Here is a 20,841-nt window from a genome sequence, read left to right on the forward strand (position 1 = left end):
TTTCTCCCTGGAATTATGAGATTATTGGTCAGTAGATTGATAATTAGGGAAAACCTCCCCTAAATTCGTCTGATTTGATGAAAATCAAAGGGATTAGCATGATTTATAGGGAGGAATTCCCTAATTTCATTCATAATCAGCGAATATGGACTATTTATAGGGAGTTTTTCCCTAATTAGTTTTTAACCATCAAATATTAGCCCACTCCTGCTCCAAAGAGGAATAGATAATCTCGTTGCACCATTGTTGATTACAGAATCTAGTCTCCCTAAGAACCCCGTCCTTAATCATTCCCGCTCTAATCATTACTTTCTCTGATTGAAGATTCTCTGCATTGGCATAAGCAACAATTCTATGTGCATTTAGGAATTTAAAGGCGTAATCTATCAGAGACTTCACGGCTTCAGTTGCATATCCCATCTTCCAATATTCCGGTAGTAGGACCCAGCCGATTTCCCATTCTCTGATATCTTCCCAGTTTAACTTTATACTGACATTACCGATGGGCTTCATATCCAGCTTTGTACATATTGCGAGATCATAATTTTCCCGTGGATCGCTGGTTACTTGAGACAAAATCGAAAGGAAGTCATCTTTAATTTGTTTTGCATCAGGTGCGGTGTTTTCATATTTGTAGGACAAAGGATTTTCTTCTAGTTCTTCGTAAAAGGAAGAATCATTGCTTGTATAATCTCTTAAGATTAATCTGTCGGATATTATTTCCACGAATATAACACTCCTAGTCTAAGTCTTTGATTTGTGGCTTATATACAATGATTATTAATGGTTATCTCAGATGATCACTCCCAATTTAAGTTTATAAATGGTAGACTCTGTAATGCTTGCTCTGTAACTTCTTGTAGATTCATCTGATTCCCTTTATTTTTCATAATATTTACACATTATAAAATATAAGCTTAACAACCTTCCATTTTTATCTACTAAAATAGTGAAATTGTGATAAAGTAATATTGGTTTATTTACTAGAGGGGGATTTTGGAAAATGAAAGCTATTAAATGGAGTATTGCAGCAGTGTTAGCAGTATCTATGTATGGTCCAATTCATACAGCGGAGGCAGCAAATGCGAATAGCACAAATGTAGTGAACGAACAGTCGATTTCCAGCACGGATGATTTGATTTTTCAAATGGATTATACGGATATGACCGTTGGAGATAAGGTTCCAGTGCAGATTTTTGCAAAAGGGCCAGATGGCTCATCCGAACGTGTTCCTTTGTCTCAAGCAGATATGGTGATCGAGAAGCCTTACTTATTGCAAAAGCTGCCAGATGGCTCTATGAAAGCATTAGCCGTTGGCGAAACAAATGTAACCGTGCGTTCAGGAGCTGCTTCCAAAACGTTAAAGGTCTCTATTAGTTCTAATAAGGACATCGATCAAGGTGTATTAATCAGTGGCACGATGTATTTGCCTGTACAATCAACGTTTAAGCTCTTGGGTGCTACTGTTCAGGCGAACACAGCCACTAAGACCTTTAGCATTCGTCTGGGAGATTTGCCTATCCAACTTCAGCTAGGCAGTGATATTGCTATGGTGAATGGGAATAAGGTGAAAATGAGTGGTAAAGTACAAACCGTGGATGGAGGAGCTGTATTCCCTGCAACCCTCTTAAAAACTTCATTGGGAGCAGTGTTGGACTTTGGTGCTCATTATGAGTCTTTGAACATCAATTTCGGTAAAGCGGAGTTATTTGCGTATACGAAAAATACGTTAAAAATAGCTAAAAGAGAATCTCAAGGGGATCTCGCTAAGCTAATCGGAAAGACTTATTGGTTCAACCAGTTTGACTCCGACTATAAATTCCAAAAAGCAACGATTGTTGATATTCTAGTGAACGACGATAATGAGTTTGCGATTTCTTTTAAATTGGCATCAGGTAAAGTTGTGGAGACTTATGATATGGAATATGATCAGGTCACTCGCGTTCTAGCAAACAAAGAGTATTTCTTTACGTCTGATCCTACCAAAATCTATAAATGGTCTAATGCGATTTGGGCCAAAATCAAGGCGGGTACAATTTCGACAGGGATGACGAAGCAGCAAGTAGAATTAAGCTGGGGCACTCCAATTGATAAATCAAGTCTATCCGGCAGTGGAATTACAGTTGAGACTTGGCAATATAGAAATTATAATTACGTAACCTTTACAAATGGTGTTGTCTCTATGATTTACACAAATTAAGTAATCAATGTATATTGAATTCTAAACAATAGGACGTCTTCATTCTAGAAGGCGTCTTTTTTATATTCTACAGGAACTTTTGAATGTCATTAATCATACAACCTGTCCTTGCAGCATATCTTTTGGAAGAAGCACTTTCAGAATGAAGTGTTGACTATTGTTGACCGAAATGAGGGGTTCATTCATGGCAAAGTCAAAACGCGGACATGCACTATGGAGTTTACCATCCAGAGGAAGAGGCACTTGTCCGGTCTGTCAGAGCACACGGATTAAGCTGCTTTATCCAAAAAGAAAAACGGACGGAACAGTTGTTAAGGTTTGTAAGCGTTGTGACAAGGCGCCACAGATGAAAGTGGATGCAGTGTTGGTGTAAAAGAGTAACGCAAGGATGCCTAGTTGCAGCTATATGCAAATTGCATGTAGGTACAACTAGGCATCCTTATTTTAAAAATATATAAAAGTACCGGCCTTATAAGGACACCGAAGGCGTTTAGGCTTGTGATAAGATTATTTCAGCGTACGATGAATGACCTGATCACGTCTAGGTCCCACAGAAACAGTAGAAATACGTATTCCAATAGACGTTTCAATAAAGTCTACGTAACTTTTTGCTTGCTCCGGCAGCTCATCGAAGTTAGTGATATGTGAAATATCGCAGTTCCAGCCAGATAAATGCGTTACTATCGGTTTTGCTGTGTAAAGCTTATTTGTGGCTGGAAACTTGTCGGTGATTTCTCCATTTTCAAGCTCATAAGCAACGCAAACCGGAATCTCATCTAAATAACCAAAAACATCCAGATTGGTCAACACAACCTCTGTTGCACCTTGCATCAAGCAACCATAGCGCGTAGCTACGGCATCAAACCAGCCCATACGTCTAGGACGACCGGTCGTTGCTCCAAATTCCCCAGCATCGCCACCTCGTGTGCGAAGTTCATCCGCTACTGGACCTTCCAGTTCAGATACAAAAGGTCCGGCGCCTACACAGCTGGAATAGGCCTTCGTTACAGCAATGACATTCGTGATGGCAGCCGCAGGAAGACCTGCTCCGACAGGTGCGTAACCAGCAAGTGTCGATGAAGAGGTGGAGTAAGGATATATACCGTGATCAGGATCACGCAGAGCGCCTAATTGCCCTTCAAGTAGAATTGTTTCTCCTTTCGTATAAGCTTCTTGCAGTATTTCTGTTGTATTGGCAACGTATGGTGCCAATTGCGCAGCTTCCTTTTGCAACTGAGCCAGTAATTCCGAGACTTGGATAGGGGATTTCTTATATAAATGCTCCAGTAATACATTTTTTGAAGCAAGTAATTGTTTAAGACGTTTCTCCAGTTGTGCTGGATTAAATAGATCCGCAACCTGTATGCCGAGCTTCGCATATTTATCCGCGTAGAATGGCGCTATTCCTCGCTTGGTTGAACCAAACCCTTGTGATCCCAGACGTTCCTCTTCCAGCTCATCAAATAAACGATGAACCGAGAGCACGATTTGAGCACGCTCAGATACGTATAACTTCGGCTTTGGAACTCCTCTTTCTGCTAATGCTTGTAATTCCTTTATTAATACTTCAGTATCAAGGGCTGTTCCTGGTCCAATAATGTTTATTACTGAAGGGTTAAATACACCAGAGGGCAGCATATGGAGTGAGAATTTTCCGTACTGGTTAATGATAGTATGACCAGCATTACTTCCACCTTGAAAACGAACTACATAGGAGGATTGAGCGGCTAGGACATCCGTCATTTTTCCTTTGCCTTCATCTCCCCAGTTAGCTCCTACAATTGCGATTACGGTCACGCGATTACCTCCCAAGCTTGTGATTGCCTACAGGTCTAAGTATAATGCTAGATAGAACATTAGAAAAATTGATATATGTTATATCTATTATAAGGTGAGGTAATGACTTGGGAATGGACATCAACTTGGAATGGTATCGCTCTTTTTATTGGGTAGCACAAACAGGCAGCTTAACTGCGGCAGCAGAACGGCTGAATATCACACAACCAGCGGTGAGTCACACGATTAAGCAATTGGAAGAAAAGATGGGTGGTTCCTTATTTTTTCGCACCTCAAGAGGGGTGGATCTAACGACAGAAGGCAAAGTACTGCTTCGGTTTATTGAACAAGCCTTTCAGAATGTGGAGATGGGTGAGCGAGCGATTGCTGAAATGAACAATTTAAATAGCGGTGAGATTCATATTGGAGCAAGTGATACACTTTGCAAATATTACTTATTGTCTTATCTGGAGCAATATCACGAACAATACCCCAATGTCCGTATTCATATTACGAATCGAACAACACCGGAGACCCTTGCGCTTCTAAAAGAAGGGAAGATTGATTTCGGCATCGTTAGTTTACCGGCATCTGACAAACAGATCGAATTTCGAAAAAGTAAACGGCTTCAAGATTGTCTTGTAGGTGGCAAAGGCTTTCGTCATTTGGCAGACAAGACGATGCCGCTTTCAGATATCAAGCAGTACCCATTGTTGTTCCTAGAGCCGGGAGGCAGCACAAGAAAGTATATAGATGGGTTTCTAGCCTCCAATCATGTGACAATAACACCAGAGTTTGAATTAGGCAGTGTTGATCTTCTTGTTCAATTCGCTTTGCGTGGCTTTGGTCTTGCTTTTGTTATTCGTGATTATGTTACGGAAGAATTAAAGAGTGGAGAACTTGTAGAAATCCCTTTAGACCCACCGTTTCCAGAGCGTAATATTGGAATTGCGACCCTTCGAGGCGTTCCACTCTCTGCTGCGTCAAAGTCTTTTCTAACCTTATTGGACTAAATTAAATCTGGTGCAGAATCTTTCACATGAGGAGGAGGATAGGTTATGAGCGGTATGCTTGGTCGGTTACGTAAAGGGTACGGGAAAAAACTGCGGGCACTTCACACCTGGAACGGCTGGATCGTCGTAATTTTAGCTTTGACGGGACTTGTGCTAGTAGGCGGTTTCTGGCGGGGGTTCCTTGGTGAAGGCAGGGTATGGATTAAAGGCTTGCACATCGTGGTAGGTATCGTCTCGATCCTACCTGTTATATATTATCTTCTGCTGGCAAGTAAACATTGGAAGCAGTTAAAGGAGAAACCTTGGCAGCGATTCAATGTACTTGTCGTACTCTTTCTGTTGCTTGGCTGGTTCGTTTCCGGCGTGTTATTATGGCAATTCCGTAGAGTTGGACCGCAAGTCTCTAATCTTGCTTTGGTCATTCATGATGTACTGACCTGGGTTGGACTGCCTTATATTATCTATCACTCGCTTACTCGTGTGAAATGGCTAAAGGAGCCGAATCGTCGGACCATCAAGAGTGAGAGTATAGGGAGTACCGATTCTACCTCTCAGGATACCCCCCAACCAGTCTATACGCGTAGGGCGTTCATTCGCGGGACGATCGGTGTAGGGCTTGCTCTTACAATCGGCCCCTCATTTGTAAAATGGCTAGGTAGCTCAATTGGAAACATCGGAGGCAGTGAAACGATCGATAAACTAATCGAGAATGATCGCAACCTGCTGTTACCAGCACCGCAGCCACTGGAGGCATCCTCACCACCTCTTGGGGGTGGGTCACAGGGTCAATTCCGTGTTTATACCGTAACCCCAATTCCGGAGTTCACGAACGATAATTGGTCCTTTAAGGTAGATGGTCTTGTGGAGCAGAGCTTTACTTGGAACTGGGAGCAATTCGTTCAATTACAGCGGACGGTTCAAGTAAGTGATTTTCATTGTGTAACAGGTTGGTCCGTCTACAAGAATACCTGGGAAGGCATTAAACTAAAGGATCTTCTACAACAGGCTGGGGTGAAGTCAACTGCAAAGACGGTGAAATTCTACTCCGGGGATGGGGTATATACAGATACGCTTACGCTGGATCAAGCGGATATGGACGATGTTATGGTTGCAGTTATGCATGATGGAAAACCGATTCCAAGCGATCTCGGTGGACCGGTTCGGTTAATTGTCCCCAAAATGTTCGCTTACAAATCAGTGAAATGGCTGAACCGGATTGAACTGATCGAAGGAGAGCATACAGGCTATTGGGAGCAACGTGGATATTCGAATGACGCTTGGGTATAAATGAGATGAATAACCTTAATGGGCTTTAGGCCTGTTAAGGTTTTTTTGTGATTATGGACGTAATCACAGAAATATTTCCATATATATAGAAGTGAATCAACGAGGGTCCAGAGATAATCCGTGGATAATTAGTATTTTTGTAATAAAAAGGAGTTTGATCCGTTATTTTCTGATAAAATGAAGAAAGTAATGGAAAAAGTTACCGGATCAGTTAGGGAGGTGTCTTTGTTGAACGTTGCGAGATCCGCAAAGCTATTAGGGCTTATCGTTGGCGTGGTGTTCTTGAATATTTTTGTATTGTCTCCAGGACTTTTAGGGGTAGAAATCGGCGGAGTAAGTGTCTTTGAGACAGCCTCCGGTGTGACATTAGTAGTGATCAGTCTACTTGTTGTTCTTTATGGAAGTTATAGTTTGCTTTTTAAACCTTCGCTGGTTCCACCTGTCAAAGAGATACAGACGCATGAGGACTACATATCAGCGCTCACACAATACAGAAATGTAAAGGTGCTGAAGAAGGATATTACTCTGGCTTTGGATCAACTAACCCGATTAGAGAAGAAGAAAAATACGTTAGTGGATGTTCTTAGTCAACGTTTTGAGCAATCGGAGTTAAGCTTCAAGAAGTTTAATGCGGTTAGTTTTGAAGTAGAGAAGCTCTTCTATTTGAATATCCGAGGGATCCTTAATAAGTTGAGTGTATTTGACGCTTCGGAATTCTCTCTTTTTTCCGGTCAACAAAGACCAGCGCAGTTCTCAGATAAACTGGTGCAGAAAAAAACGGCTCTGTACAATGAGTATTTGGCTTATGTGACCGGGTATCTCGGAGCAAACGAAGAAATTTTGCTGAAATTAGATCAACTGCTACTCGAAATATCCCTACTAGACAGCACGAATTATAAAGATGTTGAAGATATGCCTTGTATGAAGGAGATCGATGAATTGATCAAACAGACGAAATTCTATAAGCAATGAAAGGAAGATGCGAATGGCTAGGAAAGGGAGAACTTTTGTAGTGCTCGGGGTTATAACAGTGGTCGTTTTTGCACTTGTATACTTTGGAATTACCTTAACAACTAATTTAGGTAAAACCACTAGTGAGGTCTCATCGGAAGATGCAGGCAAACAGCTGGATAAACTTTATAAAAAAATTAATGTGAATACCGCGGAGCAGGTCAAAGGACAAATCGATCTAGATCCTGTAGCTATTGGTGACTCCTTGCCGGATATTTCTAAATTTCCTATATCAGTGACCAATACAACGGATAGCTTTGTTGAAATTTTTTCATCGACAGAGAAATCAGGAACGGGTAATGATGGATGGCTTAATGAAGTGGCGACAGATTTTAATAATGCCAATGTAGAGCTGAATGGGATCCCTGTTTCAGTTAAGATTCGCAATATAGCTTCAGGCACAGCGACGGATTACATAAGGTCTGGAAAGTATATACCTGATGCGTTTACACCATCCAATGAATTATGGGGCGAGATGGTAAAAGCGAACGGGATTAATACGCAGCTTATAACCAATCGTCTGATTGGCAATGTAGCCGGTATTGTTACGAATAAAACGAAATATGATGAGTTAGTCGAGAAGTACGGTTCTTTAAACGTCAAGACGATTACAGATGCGATAGCGAATAATGAATTGTCTATGGGTTACACAGATCCATTTGCCAGTTCAACAGGGTTGAACTTTCTTGTGACTGCACTTGGGACGTTTGACAGCTCTGATTTGCTTGGAGAGCAAGCGGTTCAGGGCTTTGAGAAATTCCAAGCGAATGTTCCATTTATCGCATCAACTACTTTACAAATGCGTGATGCGGCTAAAACTGGGAAGCTGGATGCTTTTGTGTTAGAGCACCAAATTTACGCAAATGCTCCCGAACTAAAGGGCAGCTATGTATTTACTCCTTTTGGTGTAAGACATGATAGTCCGCTTTACGCATTAGGTGATCTACCACAAGAGAAGCTGGACATTATCAAGAAATTTGCAGAGTTTGTAGAACAGGATAAATATCAGCGTTTGGGTGAGAAAAAAGGTTTTAACGGACTGAATGACTATCATTCAGAGGTTAATCCAGTGGATGGCAGTCTTTTATCCTCGGCACAAAAGCTATGGAAGGAGAAGAAAAACGGCAATAAACCCATTGCGGCAGTATTTGTAGCTGATGTCTCAGGTAGTATGAACGGGGAGCCTTTAAATCGCTTAAAGCAATCATTATTAACGGGACAGAAGTACTTGGGCAAGGATAATAGTATTGGTTTTGTTTCCTACTCCGACAACGTTACGATAAATCTTCCAATTGGCAAATACGACACGAATCAGCAGTCGATGTTTGTTGGGGCGATAGATAGTCTTCAGGCGAATGGGGGTACAGCGACTTTTGACGGAATTGTAGTGGCACTCAAAATGCTTCAAGACGAAATGAAGATAAATCCGGAAATCAAACCTTTGATCTTTGTATTAAGTGATGGGGAGACCAATGAAGGTCATTCACTGAATGATATCAGGGGTTTAATTGAAACCTATAAAATTCCGATTTACACCATTGGCTACAACGCAAATATTAAAGCGCTGGAGAGCATTTCAAGTATTAATGAAGCGGCTAACATCAATGCGGATACAGACGACGTAGTCTATAAAATCGGTAATCTGCTCAATGTCCAAATGTAAGCTAAACTTGTTAGGAGGGGTTCTATGTCTTTTACGATGGAAGTGGTAAGTCCGGAGAAATTGAAATCAGCGATTGAAGAACAGGTTAAACCTGAGCCACAGGAAGTAACGCAATTGAAGGAAATGGCAATAACCAATGTCTCGACGATCTTGGAGCTGGATTTAGAATCCTTGGAGAAGCGAAAAGAAGTGCTGCAATCCATAGACAGCTTCGGGATGAGCACCATGAGATCGTCTTCAGATAAGAACTCTCTTTTGCAAGTATCTGTAGGGAATTTATCGAAAACAGGGGATGAAGGCGGGCAAGTAGCTAAAGGTTTAACGGAGCTGAACCTCCAGTTGAAAGATTTAGACCCAAGCGCAGTGGATTTTGCTAAAAGCGGTCTGTTAGGGAAGTTTTTTAACCCATTGCGGAGTTATTTTGCGAAGTATCAAAAAGCAGATGCTGTAATCTCAGATATTATCATTTCTTTAGATAAAGGCAAAACCGTATTGAAAAACGATAACACTACGTTAGAGTTCGAGCAGCAATCGCTTAGGGAGCTTACTAAGAAGCTACAAAAAGAGATTCAACTAGGAATGCTGATGGATCAGGAGATCGAATCTCAACTGGAAGCAGCTAAGCTACGTAATGAGTCCGAAGAAAGAGTAAAGTTCATAACGGAGGAGGTACTATTTCCTCTACGGCAGCGTGTGATGGATTTGCAACAGATGCTGGTTGTGAATCAGCAGGGAATTATGGCGATTGAAGTGGTCATACGAAATAATAAAGAGCTGATCAGGGGGGTGGACAGAGCTAGAAATGTTACGGTTTCGGCCCTGAAAATCTCTGTTACGGTGGCAAGTGCACTCTACAATCAACGAATCGTATTGAAAAAGATTGAACTCCTAAATCAAACGACCAATACGCTAATAAGCGGTACCTCAAAAATGTTAAAAGATCAGGGGGCGGCGATCCATAAGCAATCCCTTGAATCAAGTATTTCTGTAGATACTTTAAAACAAGCCTTCACAGATGTGCTGTCTGCTTTAGATTCGATAAGTACGTATAAGCAGGAAGCTCTTCCTAAAATGCGTGAAACCATTAACCAGTTCAGAGAGCTGGCAGACAGCGGTGAACAGCAGATCGTGCGGCTGGAGAAGGGGAATAAGCTTGGTTTGTAGCTGTTGCAGTCTAAATCCATCCTAGCCTTTAGTCTGGTAAGACTCCGGTCCTAAGACTGTTTTTAGCCTTCTCTTTCTCACGTATAATGAGATTAATTGATAACGTGAGAGGAAGGACATAAGAAATGAACGATAAGTTGTACACAATGCCGATGGGAGCGTTAGATTCCATGCAGATTCCAGCAGAAGCGAAATCACAATCTAAACCCGGCAAACGTCGATCAAGTCCCAAGACCTATCGGAGTATTTTGTATTTTATAATCTCATTACCGATTACGATAGTATATTTCGTATTTATGGTGACAGGGTTAGCATTATCCATTGGATTAACCCCCATTTTCATCGGTATTCCTTTATTTTTTGCAGTAGCCAAAGGATTGGATTACATCGTACGATTTGAGCAAGAGTTAGTAAGATCATTGCTGGATATTCCTAGACCGAATGAAGAGCGTAGAACGGATATGAAGCAAGAAGGAGCAGGCTTCTTGCAACGAATGAAGTTAGGTTTTGATGGTGCAAAGTTCGCGCGTAACATCATGCTAATTATGGGACGGTTTGTATCCAGTATTATCTTCTTTTCATTAACCATAACCGTGGTAGCAGCTGCGCTTGGTCTAATTACACTACCTGTGCTTCATCAGATTTTTCTGCAAACGATGGATTTGAACATTTTGGAGAACAGTGTGTTTGCCTTATTTAATATCGACTGGACATTATCTCAGCAATACATTTCTTATGTTGTAGCGGGACTCGTTGTTGCCGTGATCGCAACATGGGTAATTAAGTCGTTGATGGATGTACAGCGTAGAATGTTGTTTGTATCTTACGAGGAAGAACGTCAGTATTAAACGGAAAGAAGCGTAGCTCTTCAAGAGCTACGCTTTTTATATTTACTATCTCTATCTTAATGAATTAGTTCATCGCTAAACAAGTTATTAAGCTTCTAAACAGTAGGCTTGTAGCTGCTTGCGCTTGTCTGCAGTCATGCCGAATTCCTGTTCGAGAAAAACCTCTACACTTTTATATCGCGCGTCGATGGCAGAGAAAATGGCTTCCATGAATTCTCTGCGTAATATAAGCGCAGCCATAACAGTATCTACTTCCTTCGGTGATAGATGTTGTGAGGCTTGCTTTTTTATTTGTTCATTCATAGGACCGAGTGTCTGATTGGAGAGCAAATAGTCTTCAATAATCGTCTCTCTCGGAACTCCGAGTGCTAGGAAGATGAATGCTGATCCAACGCCAGTACGATCTCTTCCACCGGCACAATGATGCAGGATACTAAATTCATCTGGAAGCATAATGGTTGCCATAAGTCGCTTAAAGGAAGGGTTATTAAAGGCCATGTCCAAATACATATTAACCAAGAAGTCTGTCGTAAAATGTTCAAGGAACCCAGAACGAACCACATCTCTCATGTCTCCAGGAACCTCTTGCTTTAGCGCTGGTACACAAATGTTATTAACTCCTGGAATGACTGGATCTGGCTTTAAACGAACCTCTTCTATCCCTCGATAATCAAATATGGTCTTAATTCCAAGTGATTTAAAGAGCTTTATATCTTGATCGGTCATTCCTGTTAATTCGGCTGATCGAAAAAACAAACCGTATTTGACCTTACGGCCATCCGAGGTGGTGTATCCGCCCATATCTCGGAAATTGAGAACGCCTTTAAAGGGGAGTACACGATGCTTAGAATCTGTTTTTTCTAGTTTCTGGTTCATTTTCGTACCACCTTTGGTTGGTTATTGAATAGGCTATTCTAAAATGTAGAAAGGGTGTCGCTTAATAATAAAAGTGTGCAATTATTACTATATATAGTACCATGTTAAGTGCCAACAATCCGAAAGGATAGTGTGACATTTTACAAACTAATGTTATTACGCTGCATACGGAAAATTTCTAGTAGGAGTGTGTAAAATGAATTTAAAAGAAAAGTTGATATTAATAAAAGAAAATGACTACCAAGCAACTCCCGATACATTCCAGTTGATACAAGAAATGATACATAACATCGGTTCAGTGGATGCCGAGCTACGTGATGAGCTAATTTATACAACCTTATCATACTGGATTCCTGGAAATTCTCTTACTGAAAACGAACTAGAACAACTACTGCCCGTTATTTTGGATAACAACCATTTGCTTTTTAAGCTTGGCGAACTAAATACAGACTCTGTCTTCACTCGTTCTTTCTCCATGCTAGTCATACCCCTCCTTTTTATGAGGCATAAAGAATCGCCATTTCTCTCAAGAGAGCAAATTCATCAGATAAAAGATAAGGTATTTTACAATATACAAAAAGAACGAGATTACCGTGGGTATGACGAAGAAAAAGGCTGGGCTCATGCCATAGCTCATGGAGCAGATGCTTTAGATGATTTGGCTCAATGTTCCGAACTGGATGAAAATGACCTCTTAACCATCCTCGATTTGGTTTACGATAAGGTGACCATAACAGATCGAATATACTCTGATGGGGAAGATGAGAGAATGGTAAGATCCATAATTAGTGTTTTAAATAGAAAAATACTTAGTCAGACTTATGTAGAGCGATGGATTCAAAGTTTTGGTGATGTGGAGAAAAATTCAGAATTTCTTCCTGCCTTTAGGCAAAAAAATAATATAAAGAACTTTTTGAAAAGCTTATACTTTCGAGTTAAGTTTTATAAAGTAGATGCCAATCTCTGCCCAACGATCGAGCAAACTTTATATAAAGTTGAGAAAGTATACTACTCCTAAGTGAACAATCCACTTGTGAAAAAATGTTCATAATCCCATATAAATCCTGTATAATGAGAAGTGTGAAAACGTTTGAACAATAATCAGGAGGGGTTCTATGCATTCAAGTGGATTATTTAAATGGAGCTTTTGGGGATTTGCTGTATTATTTTTGTTAGCGCTTTCGGGATGTTCCAGTAACGGAAATGTAAATGAAAAAGTTGCTACTTCACCAACCCCCACTCCAACGATAAGCAATACTTCTAATGCATCGGATAGCCCAACCAGTGTGGAGGTGGCAAAAGGTACCGTGCACATCGAAAATATAGGTGAGCGGAGAATATTTGTTTATTTGCCTGCAGGATATGAAACTGACAACGAGCGTTATCCCGTTGTGTATATGCACGATGGGCAGAATGTTTTTAATACAAATACCAGCTCTTTAGGCAAAGAATGGAGAGTTGAGGAGATCATTGATCAGCTTGTTGCTGATGGAACTATGGAGAAGGTTATCGTGATAGGAGTCGCTTCAAGTGATGGATCAGAACGGGGAATGGAGTATGTTCCATTTCCGGATGAGTCTATTCCTTCGGATGGAACGAGTGCAGAGAAATTTACCCAATATTTTATCAATACAGTTATTCCTTATGTCGACGATGCTTATCGGACCATTCCCGATCGGGATCACCGTATGATTATGGGATCGTCATTCGGTGCTATTCAGGCATTGTGGATGGGTTATCAACATCCGGAGACCTTCTCAGCGATAGGGGCTTTATCCCCTGCCACTTGGGTAAGCAATGGGCGTATATTGGATGAGCTGGCGAAAGAGACAGGGAAGCCTGCATTGAAGATTTGGCTCGACATGGGTGTAACTGAAGGAATGCCAATTGATCCGCTTGTGAATGTATTAAAGTCGAAGGGATTTGTATTAGGCAAGGACCTATTCTTTCAGATGGACCCTCTGGGTACACATGAAGAGAAGTCATGGAATAGACGTGTACATAGTCCATTGATTATGTTCGCCGGGAAAGAGGCTGTACAAAAGAGCAAGCTTGAAGTAAGCGACTATCTGACATTACTCTCACCGGAAGCACTCGATGTACGCCTTAATTTAATAGCCACTATGGATAATGGGATGGATTATACAATCCTTGACGGAGTTGGATATGAAGTGTTGAATCCTGAAGTGGGGCAAATAGATATGGCAGGTAAGGTGAGCTTCCTGAAACCGGAATCCTTGAAAGTTAATGTTTCATTTCAAGGTGCTACTGAAGAACATTTGGTTAACTATGAGCATTATGTAAAGGTATTTAAAGTTTATGTGAAATCTCTTGATGTTGACGAGAACAGGAATGAGTTCTCCATTAACCTTAAAGCCTCAGCTCGAAAAATTAATTCAACTCCTGAATATATTACAGCGCTAGTGAGGGCCGCTGAAAAAATCGGTATATATAAAATTAAGGAGATTCAGGAGGATGTAATTCGTATAATCTTTAATACGAAGTAGTCATAGAAATTCATATTTAAATTTCATATCATACTAACTAAGGGAAAAGGATTCCCCGGCTGATAATCAAGGAATTTCTCTCTAATTCTTTAAACTAAAAGGAGCTGATCCCATAAGTAGCATTTCCTACTTATGGGGTCAGCTATTTTTATCGTAAAATATACCCTCCATCCGGAAATAGGGTGCTTCCCGTAGTATAGTTATTTGTCATCAAATAAATGGTTGTATGTGCTGCTTCGTCGGCATGGCCAATCCTGCCAAGGATATTCATATTCGTATATTCATCGTAAGCTTTATCTCTAGTTTCCTGCTCTGCACCTTCCCAATTAAAGTTGGTATGAATGGTCCCTGGGGAAATGACATTTACCCGAATCGGAGCTAATTCTACAGCCAATGCTTTTCCCAGACTCTCAATCGCGCCGTTACAAGCTGCATAAGATGCGCCGTCTGCAAGTGGTCTTTGACTGAATGCGCCAGACATGAGAACAATGGAGCCTTTAGGATTAATATATGGGATCGCGTATTTCACAGCATTATATTGAGGCCAGAACTTTGCATTAAAGCAGCTATGAGCAATCTCTAAGCTTGAAGTAATGGGTCCTCTAACATAGGAGGCGCCCGGAGTAAACAAATGATCGAAGTTACCGATTTTTTCGAAAAAAGACTTTAAATCTTTTTCATTTTGATTATCAAGCGAATGAATTTCGGTAGATTCGAGCCCTAGAAATTGTTGAGCGTTAGCTAGTTTATCTTGAGAACGACCGGCGATAATGACCTTTGCACCTTGATCAACAGCTTGTTTGGCGGTAGCTAGACCGATCCCTGAACTTCCACCGATGATGACTACGCGTTGATTTTTTAATGAAATAGTAGACATGTGTATCTTCTCCGTTCATAGTGAAATGGACTTATTAATTTCTGTTTTTTATTATTAGATATAAAAGAGAATCTGCACAGTACGCACTTTGTTCGTACTAGGTACGATTGTTCGTACTAGCTGATTAGAAAATACAGCATATGGCTATCGAAAGAGGGGATCACATGGATTTACTGGAACCGAGATTGACCGGAGTGCTAACAACGCTTGAAAAGATCGGTGGAAAGTGGAAGCCGCTTATTTTGTTTATTTTATTGATAGATGGCACGAAACGATTTGGTGAACTGAGGAGAATCATCCCAGCTGTCTCACAGGGAACATTAACTAAGCAACTTAGGGAGCTTGAAGAGGATCAACTTATCGATCGAGTTAGTTTTCATGAGCTTCCACTGAGAGTGGAGTACAGTATTTCAGAACATGGCAAATCGCTGATTACTGTTTTGGATAGCATGTGCGGCTGGGGAAGGATGCATCAGGAGTATCTAAATAATACAAATAAGTAGGAGGGCGGACCTTATAATAAATACTATTTTGCAGGAACCAACGGGTCAGACCTACAAGACATTGATACAGATTGCTATGGAAGTGTGTGATGAATTTATTTTGGTTAAACGTGATCAGATGGAGTTAGAGCCAGAAGGATATGAACTATTGGAACAGCTTCAACCTTTTCTCAAAAAGATCATTAAAGATGATTATTGGCCGGGGACTCGGCTTATGGGGCATTATGCAGATATTTATTTTTTTCATTGTTCTCCTGAGGCGGTTGATTTTCTACTATCCTATTCCACCAGCTTATATTCATGGGTGCAGACCAGGCTGCCCGATGACCTTTGTTTTCTAAAACAGGGACTGCCTTGGTTAATCAATACAGCCCATGAGAGAGAAAGTCATGTTGTAACTGACGTAGAAGAGGAGCTTAACCGACTAGAAGAAAGCGGACTATTGTTCCGTGATTTATCTGTGTTTTACAATTAAAAAAAGAAATCAAAGAGGCGATGTTTGCAAAGACATGGTCTTTTTGTTGTACTGAAAAATCTTTTATAGACAAAAAAATCTACAAGTTGTAAAATATTTCCAAACGGGAGGTCTAGAAATTGTAGACCGGCGGGAGGAGTATGGATGAAGGATCTCAGGCTGACCGAAATGGAAGGAAAATTTGCGGAATTAATTTGGAAGCATGAACCGATCCCGTCAGGGAATTTGGTGAAGTTATGTGAATCCGAGCTGAACTGGAAGAAATCAACGACATACACAATGTTAAAACGACTTGAAGCAAAAGAGATATTTATTAATGATAATGGTATTGTAGGTTCTCTTATCAAAAAGGATGACTTTTATGCGGAGCAGAGTAAGGAGTTTGTGCAGGAAACCTTCGGCGGTTCGTTACCTAAATTTTTGGCTGCTTTTACAAAGAGTCGGAAATTAAGCGACACCGAAATAGAGGATGTTCTAAGACTAATCCACGAGCATAAGGAGGAGTAACGGTGGATCAGCTGTTTGGACATATTTTAAACATGAGCATTACGGGAAGTTATGTGATTGTGTTTATCATCGTGGCACGGCTGTTCTTAAGAAAAGTTCCCAAGATTTTCTCCTATGCCTTATGGTCTGTAGTTTTGTTCCGACTTCTATGTCCGTTCTCTATTGAGAGTATATTTAGTTTTATCCCATCTGAAGTACAGAACACACCTCTGAATAAGCAATTTACACAAATGCCCCAAATCCAAGAAGTAATAAATACATCTGACCAAGTCGTAAATCATATATCAACCGTACTTGTACCCACTGAACCTGCTACCTCAGCTGTTATAACCCCTGCAAACTCAACAGACGCATGGATTAACATAGGCGACTTTATTTGGTTGATCGGAATTGCACTGCTGTTCATCTACAGCATTGTTGTAACTGTTCGGCTCTCACGAAACATAAGAACGGCAACACTTCTTTTTGAAAATATATACGAGCATAGCGGCATTACCACACCATTTGTATTCGGCTTACTTAAGCCTAGAATTTATCTTCCGAGCGGACTCTCCGCTAATGAAAAAGCTTATATCATCAAACATGAGCAAGTGCATATTCAAAGGTACGATCATATTATAAAACCTGTCGCGTTCGCGGTTCTGTGTTTACATTGGTTTAATCCATTGGTATGGCTTTCTTTTTATCTGATGAGTGATGATATGGAGAAGTCCTGTGATGAAAGCGTCATAAGACAGATGGGCAGTGGTATCAAAAAGGAATATTCGATCTCACTTTTGAACTTATCTACCGGAAAACGATTTATTGGCGGTTCACCGCTCACCTTTGGCGATAGCAACACGAAAGGGCGTATTAAGAATATTTTAAATTACAAAAAGCCTGCTTTTTGGGTTGTTCTAGTCGCAATCATTGTCGTGGCAGCACTGTATGTGGGATTATTAAGCAATCCGAAAAATGATTCATTAACCGTAAAAGACTATGCCAAGCAATTTATGGAGAAGAACATTACGAGTTATGAGAACAATTCAAATATTAAAGTGATTGACAGTAAAATTACTAAGCTTGAAAAAATTGCGTCGTTCGACGATCTGCTTGCCACATCTTTAGAAATTTGGAGTTTAGAATATCGCTTGAAGCCGGATGATCCAAGTAAGCTGACGATGATAGAAAATATGGTCGATGGTTTTATAACCGAAGAAGGAAGCATGGGCAAGCCAATTCTTTTATTCTCCATTCTGAATTCGACACCACATTACTTGGGCGTAATCAAGAGCGGAGAGAATGATATGTCAACACCAGCCGGTCAGGAAATGGCAGTGCGTGTATTTCTTGAAGCAAACAATCAGCTTCCACATGAAACCTATAGAGGAATTCACATCCTAGTGAAATTCCCCTTAACGACAGGTGAAACAAGCCAATTGTTGTTATCCCAGCCTGTTGTTCAAGGAGATTCAGGGATTTGGTGCGTGGAACGTTGGAAGGATACGAATGGGAATGAATATTACTATACCCCCCAAACCGATGGTACGATCGCTGAATATTATGCCCGTCTGCAGGCATTGGCTGATCAAGGGGAGGAGCCAGCTCTTCTTGATCCTTTACAGGTCGCTATGAATTATATAAGCAATGATATTGGAATGGGTCAGCATATAAAGCTGGATCAGCTAGTAGTGGATAATGAGGCTACAGCTGATGATTTTGCGATCACCCCCGAGAGTACGTTAAATGGATATGTTTTAAATCTTAGTTTGGAGAATAATTCCTTCGATTTTGATAACATTGAATGGCTGACGATGAAGGATTCTGCTCGTTTTAAAGGGCTGAATATTAATCCAGACGACGATATGCCTAATGGATTTTATATTCTCAACAAATATACGTTTACCGATCCATTAAAGGTTACAGATGAGACGAAATACTCCATAGTGGATGCTAATGTAGGTGCTCACAAAGAGGTTAGCAAGCAGGAGTTTATTGAATATTTCAAGCGGTATACTGATTTTGTACCACCGTGTGTGATAACTACAAGAGACGGATATGTAACGAGTATCACTGAGAGATATGTACCGTGAAATAGCTATGTATGAAAAAAGTTGAACTTATATTTATAGCGTAGAAGAACCCGCATTTGTTGCGGGTTCTTTTGCATGTTCTTCAGCATGTGTATCGGCACTGGCTCGTTTACGTTGCCTTCGGCACAATGTATTCGGTTTTTCACATACATTTGGCTCGTTTACGTTTCCTTCGGCACATTGTATTCGGTATTTCGCATACATTTGGCTCGTTTACGTTATCTTCGGCACAATGTATTCGGTTTTTCACATACATTTGGCTCGTTTACGTTATCTTCGGCACATTGTATTCGGTATTTCGCATACATTTGGCTCGTTTACGTTATCTTCGGCACAATGTATTCGGTTTTTCACATACATTTGGCTCGTTTACGTTATCTTCGGCACAATGTATTCGGTTTTTCACATACATTTGGCTCGTTTACGTTACCTTCGGCACATTGTATTCGGTTTTTCGCATACATTTGTCCGTAAGCTCGACTAAAACATGTATTCTAAGGATTTATGGTCCGCTCGGTCCGTCATCCCAAAGAGGTGTGTGCTTAATTGAAAACAGGGCTCCCCATGGTCAACAGCTGAATATAGACCCATACCTTGAGTTCATTTCACATTTCTCCGCAATCTAGAAAATTTGAGAATTCTATTATAGCAAGCATAAATACCTTCGATGTTCTTAATAGGACGGTAGAGTATAGGCCATTGCCAGACCCAATATTTACGAAACTTATTCCGAACCACGACAGAGAGTGCATCTAGCTCGACAAGCTCTGCCAGAGCGTACGCCTCTTGAAGACCAACCTGCATTAGATGCAGTACATGTGACACGAATGCACCGCCAGTTCCATTTTCTTTTTTAATAATTACTTCACCTCCGGAAAGTTCTCCCTTTATACTGATCTAACAATTTACAAAATTTCATAGATTTAAAGAAACCTATTGATAATTATTCTCACATGAATTATTATGATAACGATTCTCATTATCATTACTTTGTTGTGAAGAATGATAAATAAAATATAGATAGGGAGAGAGACATGAATCAGAAAAAAGTTTTATTAGCAGGGGTATCAGCAGTTTTAGCTTTGAGTTTAGCCGCTTGCGGTAACAACGAGAAGGATAATGCAGTTTCAGAAAAAAGTGCAAATAATGCTGCAGTAGCAGCAGAGGGAAATGCAAATAGCAAAGGAAATGCGGCTCAGGAAGCAGTTGCCACTGAACAAACTATTACATATTTAGGCAAGGTTTATGTAGTACCTGCAGAGATTCATAATATCGTAGCTGCTAGCCTTGAATCTATGGAAGATGCTGCAATTCTAGGCGTGAAACCAGTAGGGGTACTTGCTATAGCTGATGCCATTCCAGGTTATCTGTCAACGGAGTTAGCTGGCGCATCCTTAGTAGGGGATAAGTTTGCTCCAAGTAATGAAGCGATCCTGCAGTTAGATCCAGATGTTATTTTAGGGTCTTCCAAGTTTGGTGAAGATGTGTCAGGCGCACTTAATAAAATTCAAACGATGATTCCTTATTCACATATTTCAACAAACTGGAAAGATAATTTGCTCTTATTAGGCCAATTATCCGGTAAAACCGCAGATGCGGAAAAGATTATCAGCGATTACGAATCTAAAGCCGCTGGTGCTAAGGCTGAAATTGGAGAAAAGCTGAAGGATCAATCCATTCTAGTGATTCGTATACGTCAGGGCAGTATGTGCGTATATCCCGCGGGCGTTTATCTGAATCCGGTTATATATGAAGATTTGGGCGCTGCCATTCCTGAAGTGATCTCCTCTACAGAGGCTCAAGCGGAGCTTTCTTTAGAAGCTTTGGCGGATATTAATCCGGACTATATTTTCTTGCAGTTTGAGACCAGTGAAAACACTGATAATGCAACAGCACTTGATGAATTGCTCAAGAACCCGATCTTCAAAAGTGTAAATGCAGCCAAAAACAATCATGTCTTTGTAAACGCAATTGATCCGTTGGCACAAGGTGGCACGGCATGGTCTAAAGTTAGATTCCTGGATGCTGCAATTGAAAACCTGTTGAAGTAAACCCGAAGGTG

Annotated in this window: 20 protein-coding genes; 15 read left to right on the forward strand and 5 right to left on the reverse strand. The window is 40.7% G+C overall.

Annotated features, from left to right (window positions below):
- Positions 1 to 189: 189 nt before the first annotated feature.
- Entirely contained in the window at positions 190 to 726 is a 537-nt protein-coding gene (locus R50345_RS12820; RefSeq protein WP_052414583.1) for a GNAT family N-acetyltransferase, read from the reverse strand.
- 277 nt (positions 727 to 1,003) lie between these two features.
- On the opposite strand from R50345_RS12820, the gene R50345_RS12825 reads away from it, so the two are divergent.
- Together R50345_RS12825 and R50345_RS30790 are read left to right on the forward strand one after the other, a co-directional pair.
- The gene (locus R50345_RS12825) at positions 1,004 to 2,200 is read left to right on the forward strand and encodes a stalk domain-containing protein (RefSeq protein WP_042127081.1); all 1,197 of its coding nucleotides are present in this window, start codon (positions 1,004 to 1,006) and stop codon (positions 2,198 to 2,200) included.
- A gap of 184 nt (positions 2,201 to 2,384) precedes the next feature.
- Positions 2,385 to 2,573, forward strand: coding sequence for a hypothetical protein (locus tag R50345_RS30790; RefSeq protein WP_081954073.1), 189 nt, complete (start codon positions 2,385 to 2,387; stop codon positions 2,571 to 2,573).
- Between the two features lie 134 nt (positions 2,574 to 2,707).
- On the opposite strand, the gene R50345_RS12830 is transcribed toward R50345_RS30790, so the two are convergent.
- On the reverse strand, positions 2,708 to 3,997 hold the full coding sequence (locus tag R50345_RS12830) for an adenylosuccinate synthase (RefSeq protein WP_042127083.1): 1,290 nt from the start codon (positions 3,995 to 3,997) through the stop codon (positions 2,708 to 2,710).
- A gap of 113 nt (positions 3,998 to 4,110) precedes the next feature.
- Between R50345_RS12830 and R50345_RS12835 the strand changes: the two genes are divergently transcribed.
- The 6 genes from R50345_RS12835 to R50345_RS12860 all read left to right on the forward strand — a co-directional run bounded on the left by R50345_RS12835 (position 4,111) and on the right by R50345_RS12860 (position 10,962).
- On the forward strand, positions 4,111 to 4,989 hold the full coding sequence (locus R50345_RS12835) for a LysR family transcriptional regulator (RefSeq protein WP_042132132.1): 879 nt from the start codon (positions 4,111 to 4,113) through the stop codon (positions 4,987 to 4,989).
- Between the two features lie 45 nt (positions 4,990 to 5,034).
- A complete protein-coding gene (locus R50345_RS12840; RefSeq protein ID WP_042127084.1) occupies positions 5,035 to 6,276 on the forward strand; it encodes a molybdopterin-dependent oxidoreductase in 1,242 nt (413 codons plus the stop codon).
- A 177-nt stretch (positions 6,277 to 6,453) separates the two neighbouring features.
- Positions 6,454 to 7,248 (forward strand): hypothetical protein, encoded by a 795-nt coding sequence (locus R50345_RS12845; RefSeq protein WP_231574172.1) that lies wholly within the window; start codon positions 6,454 to 6,456, stop codon positions 7,246 to 7,248.
- Between the two features lie 13 nt (positions 7,249 to 7,261).
- The gene (locus tag R50345_RS12850) at positions 7,262 to 8,950 is read left to right on the forward strand and encodes a vWA domain-containing protein (protein WP_042127088.1); all 1,689 of its coding nucleotides are present in this window, start codon (positions 7,262 to 7,264) and stop codon (positions 8,948 to 8,950) included.
- A gap of 24 nt (positions 8,951 to 8,974) precedes the next feature.
- Positions 8,975 to 10,114 (forward strand): toxic anion resistance protein, encoded by a 1,140-nt coding sequence (locus tag R50345_RS12855; RefSeq protein ID WP_042127090.1) that lies wholly within the window; start codon positions 8,975 to 8,977, stop codon positions 10,112 to 10,114.
- 125 nt (positions 10,115 to 10,239) lie between these two features.
- Positions 10,240 to 10,962 (forward strand): sensor domain-containing protein, encoded by a 723-nt coding sequence (locus tag R50345_RS12860; protein ID WP_052414584.1) that lies wholly within the window; start codon positions 10,240 to 10,242, stop codon positions 10,960 to 10,962.
- A gap of 87 nt (positions 10,963 to 11,049) precedes the next feature.
- Here the strand turns inward: R50345_RS12860 and R50345_RS12865 are convergent, their stop codons facing one another.
- Entirely contained in the window at positions 11,050 to 11,838 is a 789-nt protein-coding gene (locus R50345_RS12865) for a tyrosine-protein phosphatase (RefSeq protein WP_042127092.1), read from the reverse strand.
- 196 nt (positions 11,839 to 12,034) lie between these two features.
- Between R50345_RS12865 and R50345_RS12870 the strand changes: the two genes are divergently transcribed.
- Both R50345_RS12870 and R50345_RS12875 read left to right on the forward strand, forming a co-directional pair.
- A complete protein-coding gene (locus tag R50345_RS12870; RefSeq protein ID WP_042127095.1) occupies positions 12,035 to 12,856 on the forward strand; it encodes a DUF2785 domain-containing protein in 822 nt (273 codons plus the stop codon).
- Between the two features lie 97 nt (positions 12,857 to 12,953).
- The gene (locus R50345_RS12875; protein WP_042127096.1) at positions 12,954 to 14,345 is read left to right on the forward strand and encodes an alpha/beta hydrolase; all 1,392 of its coding nucleotides are present in this window, start codon (positions 12,954 to 12,956) and stop codon (positions 14,343 to 14,345) included.
- A gap of 148 nt (positions 14,346 to 14,493) precedes the next feature.
- Here the strand turns inward: R50345_RS12875 and R50345_RS12880 are convergent, their stop codons facing one another.
- Positions 14,494 to 15,222, reverse strand: a complete 729-nt coding sequence (locus tag R50345_RS12880) for an SDR family oxidoreductase (protein WP_042127098.1) — start codon at positions 15,220 to 15,222, stop codon at positions 14,494 to 14,496.
- A 164-nt stretch (positions 15,223 to 15,386) separates the two neighbouring features.
- Between R50345_RS12880 and R50345_RS12885 the strand changes: the two genes are divergently transcribed.
- The 4 genes from R50345_RS12885 (at position 15,387) to R50345_RS30285 (ending at position 18,779) form a co-directional block, all read left to right on the forward strand.
- On the forward strand, positions 15,387 to 15,725 hold the full coding sequence (locus R50345_RS12885; RefSeq protein ID WP_042127099.1) for a winged helix-turn-helix transcriptional regulator: 339 nt from the start codon (positions 15,387 to 15,389) through the stop codon (positions 15,723 to 15,725).
- A gap of 28 nt (positions 15,726 to 15,753) precedes the next feature.
- Complete coding sequence (locus R50345_RS12890) at positions 15,754 to 16,200, forward strand: hypothetical protein (protein ID WP_052414585.1); 447 nt, start codon at positions 15,754 to 15,756, stop codon at positions 16,198 to 16,200.
- 144 nt (positions 16,201 to 16,344) lie between these two features.
- The gene (locus R50345_RS12895; protein WP_042127103.1) at positions 16,345 to 16,707 is read left to right on the forward strand and encodes a BlaI/MecI/CopY family transcriptional regulator; all 363 of its coding nucleotides are present in this window, start codon (positions 16,345 to 16,347) and stop codon (positions 16,705 to 16,707) included.
- 2 nt (positions 16,708 to 16,709) lie between these two features.
- Positions 16,710 to 18,779 carry a M56 family metallopeptidase gene (locus tag R50345_RS30285; protein ID WP_052414586.1) on the forward strand — a complete coding sequence of 690 codons (2,070 nt, stop codon included), beginning with the start codon at positions 16,710 to 16,712 and terminating at the stop codon, positions 18,777 to 18,779.
- A gap of 600 nt (positions 18,780 to 19,379) precedes the next feature.
- On the opposite strand, the gene R50345_RS12905 is transcribed toward R50345_RS30285, so the two are convergent.
- Positions 19,380 to 19,604, reverse strand: coding sequence for a hypothetical protein (locus tag R50345_RS12905; protein ID WP_042127105.1), 225 nt, complete (start codon positions 19,602 to 19,604; stop codon positions 19,380 to 19,382).
- A 209-nt stretch (positions 19,605 to 19,813) separates the two neighbouring features.
- Here R50345_RS12905 and R50345_RS12910 point away from each other — a divergent pair, with 209 nt between their 5' ends.
- Positions 19,814 to 20,830 carry an ABC transporter substrate-binding protein gene (locus R50345_RS12910; RefSeq protein WP_042127107.1) on the forward strand — a complete coding sequence of 339 codons (1,017 nt, stop codon included), beginning with the start codon at positions 19,814 to 19,816 and terminating at the stop codon, positions 20,828 to 20,830.
- Positions 20,831 to 20,841: the final 11 nt, after the last annotated feature.

Source organism: Paenibacillus sp. FSL R5-0345 (genome assembly GCF_000758585.1).
Taxonomy (GTDB): Bacteria; Bacillota; Bacilli; order Paenibacillales; family Paenibacillaceae; genus Paenibacillus_AQ.

Excerpts from the sequence above, each read along its gene's own strand:
- R50345_RS12825 (WP_042127081.1), top strand. The coding sequence starts at position 1,004 with ATGAAAGCTATTAAATGGAGTATTGCAGCAGTGTTAGCAGTATCTATG.
- R50345_RS30790 (WP_081954073.1), top strand. The coding sequence starts at position 2,385 with ATGGCAAAGTCAAAACGCGGACATGCACTATGGAGTTTACCATCCAGA.
- R50345_RS12835 (WP_042132132.1), top strand. The coding sequence starts at position 4,111 with ATGGACATCAACTTGGAATGGTATCGCTCTTTTTATTGGGTAGCACAA.
- R50345_RS12840 (WP_042127084.1), top strand. The coding sequence starts at position 5,035 with ATGAGCGGTATGCTTGGTCGGTTACGTAAAGGGTACGGGAAAAAACTG.
- R50345_RS12845 (WP_231574172.1), top strand. The coding sequence starts at position 6,454 with ATGAAGAAAGTAATGGAAAAAGTTACCGGATCAGTTAGGGAGGTGTCT.
- R50345_RS12850 (WP_042127088.1), top strand. The coding sequence starts at position 7,262 with ATGGCTAGGAAAGGGAGAACTTTTGTAGTGCTCGGGGTTATAACAGTG.
- R50345_RS12855 (WP_042127090.1), top strand. The coding sequence starts at position 8,975 with ATGTCTTTTACGATGGAAGTGGTAAGTCCGGAGAAATTGAAATCAGCG.
- R50345_RS12860 (WP_052414584.1), top strand. The coding sequence starts at position 10,240 with ATGAACGATAAGTTGTACACAATGCCGATGGGAGCGTTAGATTCCATG.
- R50345_RS12865 (WP_042127092.1), bottom strand. The coding sequence starts at position 11,838 with ATGAACCAGAAACTAGAAAAAACAGATTCTAAGCATCGTGTACTCCCC.
- R50345_RS12870 (WP_042127095.1), top strand. The coding sequence starts at position 12,035 with ATGAATTTAAAAGAAAAGTTGATATTAATAAAAGAAAATGACTACCAA.
- R50345_RS12875 (WP_042127096.1), top strand. The coding sequence starts at position 12,954 with ATGCATTCAAGTGGATTATTTAAATGGAGCTTTTGGGGATTTGCTGTA.
- R50345_RS12880 (WP_042127098.1), bottom strand. The coding sequence starts at position 15,222 with ATGTCTACTATTTCATTAAAAAATCAACGCGTAGTCATCATCGGTGGA.
- R50345_RS12885 (WP_042127099.1), top strand. The coding sequence starts at position 15,387 with ATGGATTTACTGGAACCGAGATTGACCGGAGTGCTAACAACGCTTGAA.
- R50345_RS12895 (WP_042127103.1), top strand. The coding sequence starts at position 16,345 with ATGAAGGATCTCAGGCTGACCGAAATGGAAGGAAAATTTGCGGAATTA.
- R50345_RS12910 (WP_042127107.1), top strand. The coding sequence starts at position 19,814 with ATGAATCAGAAAAAAGTTTTATTAGCAGGGGTATCAGCAGTTTTAGCT.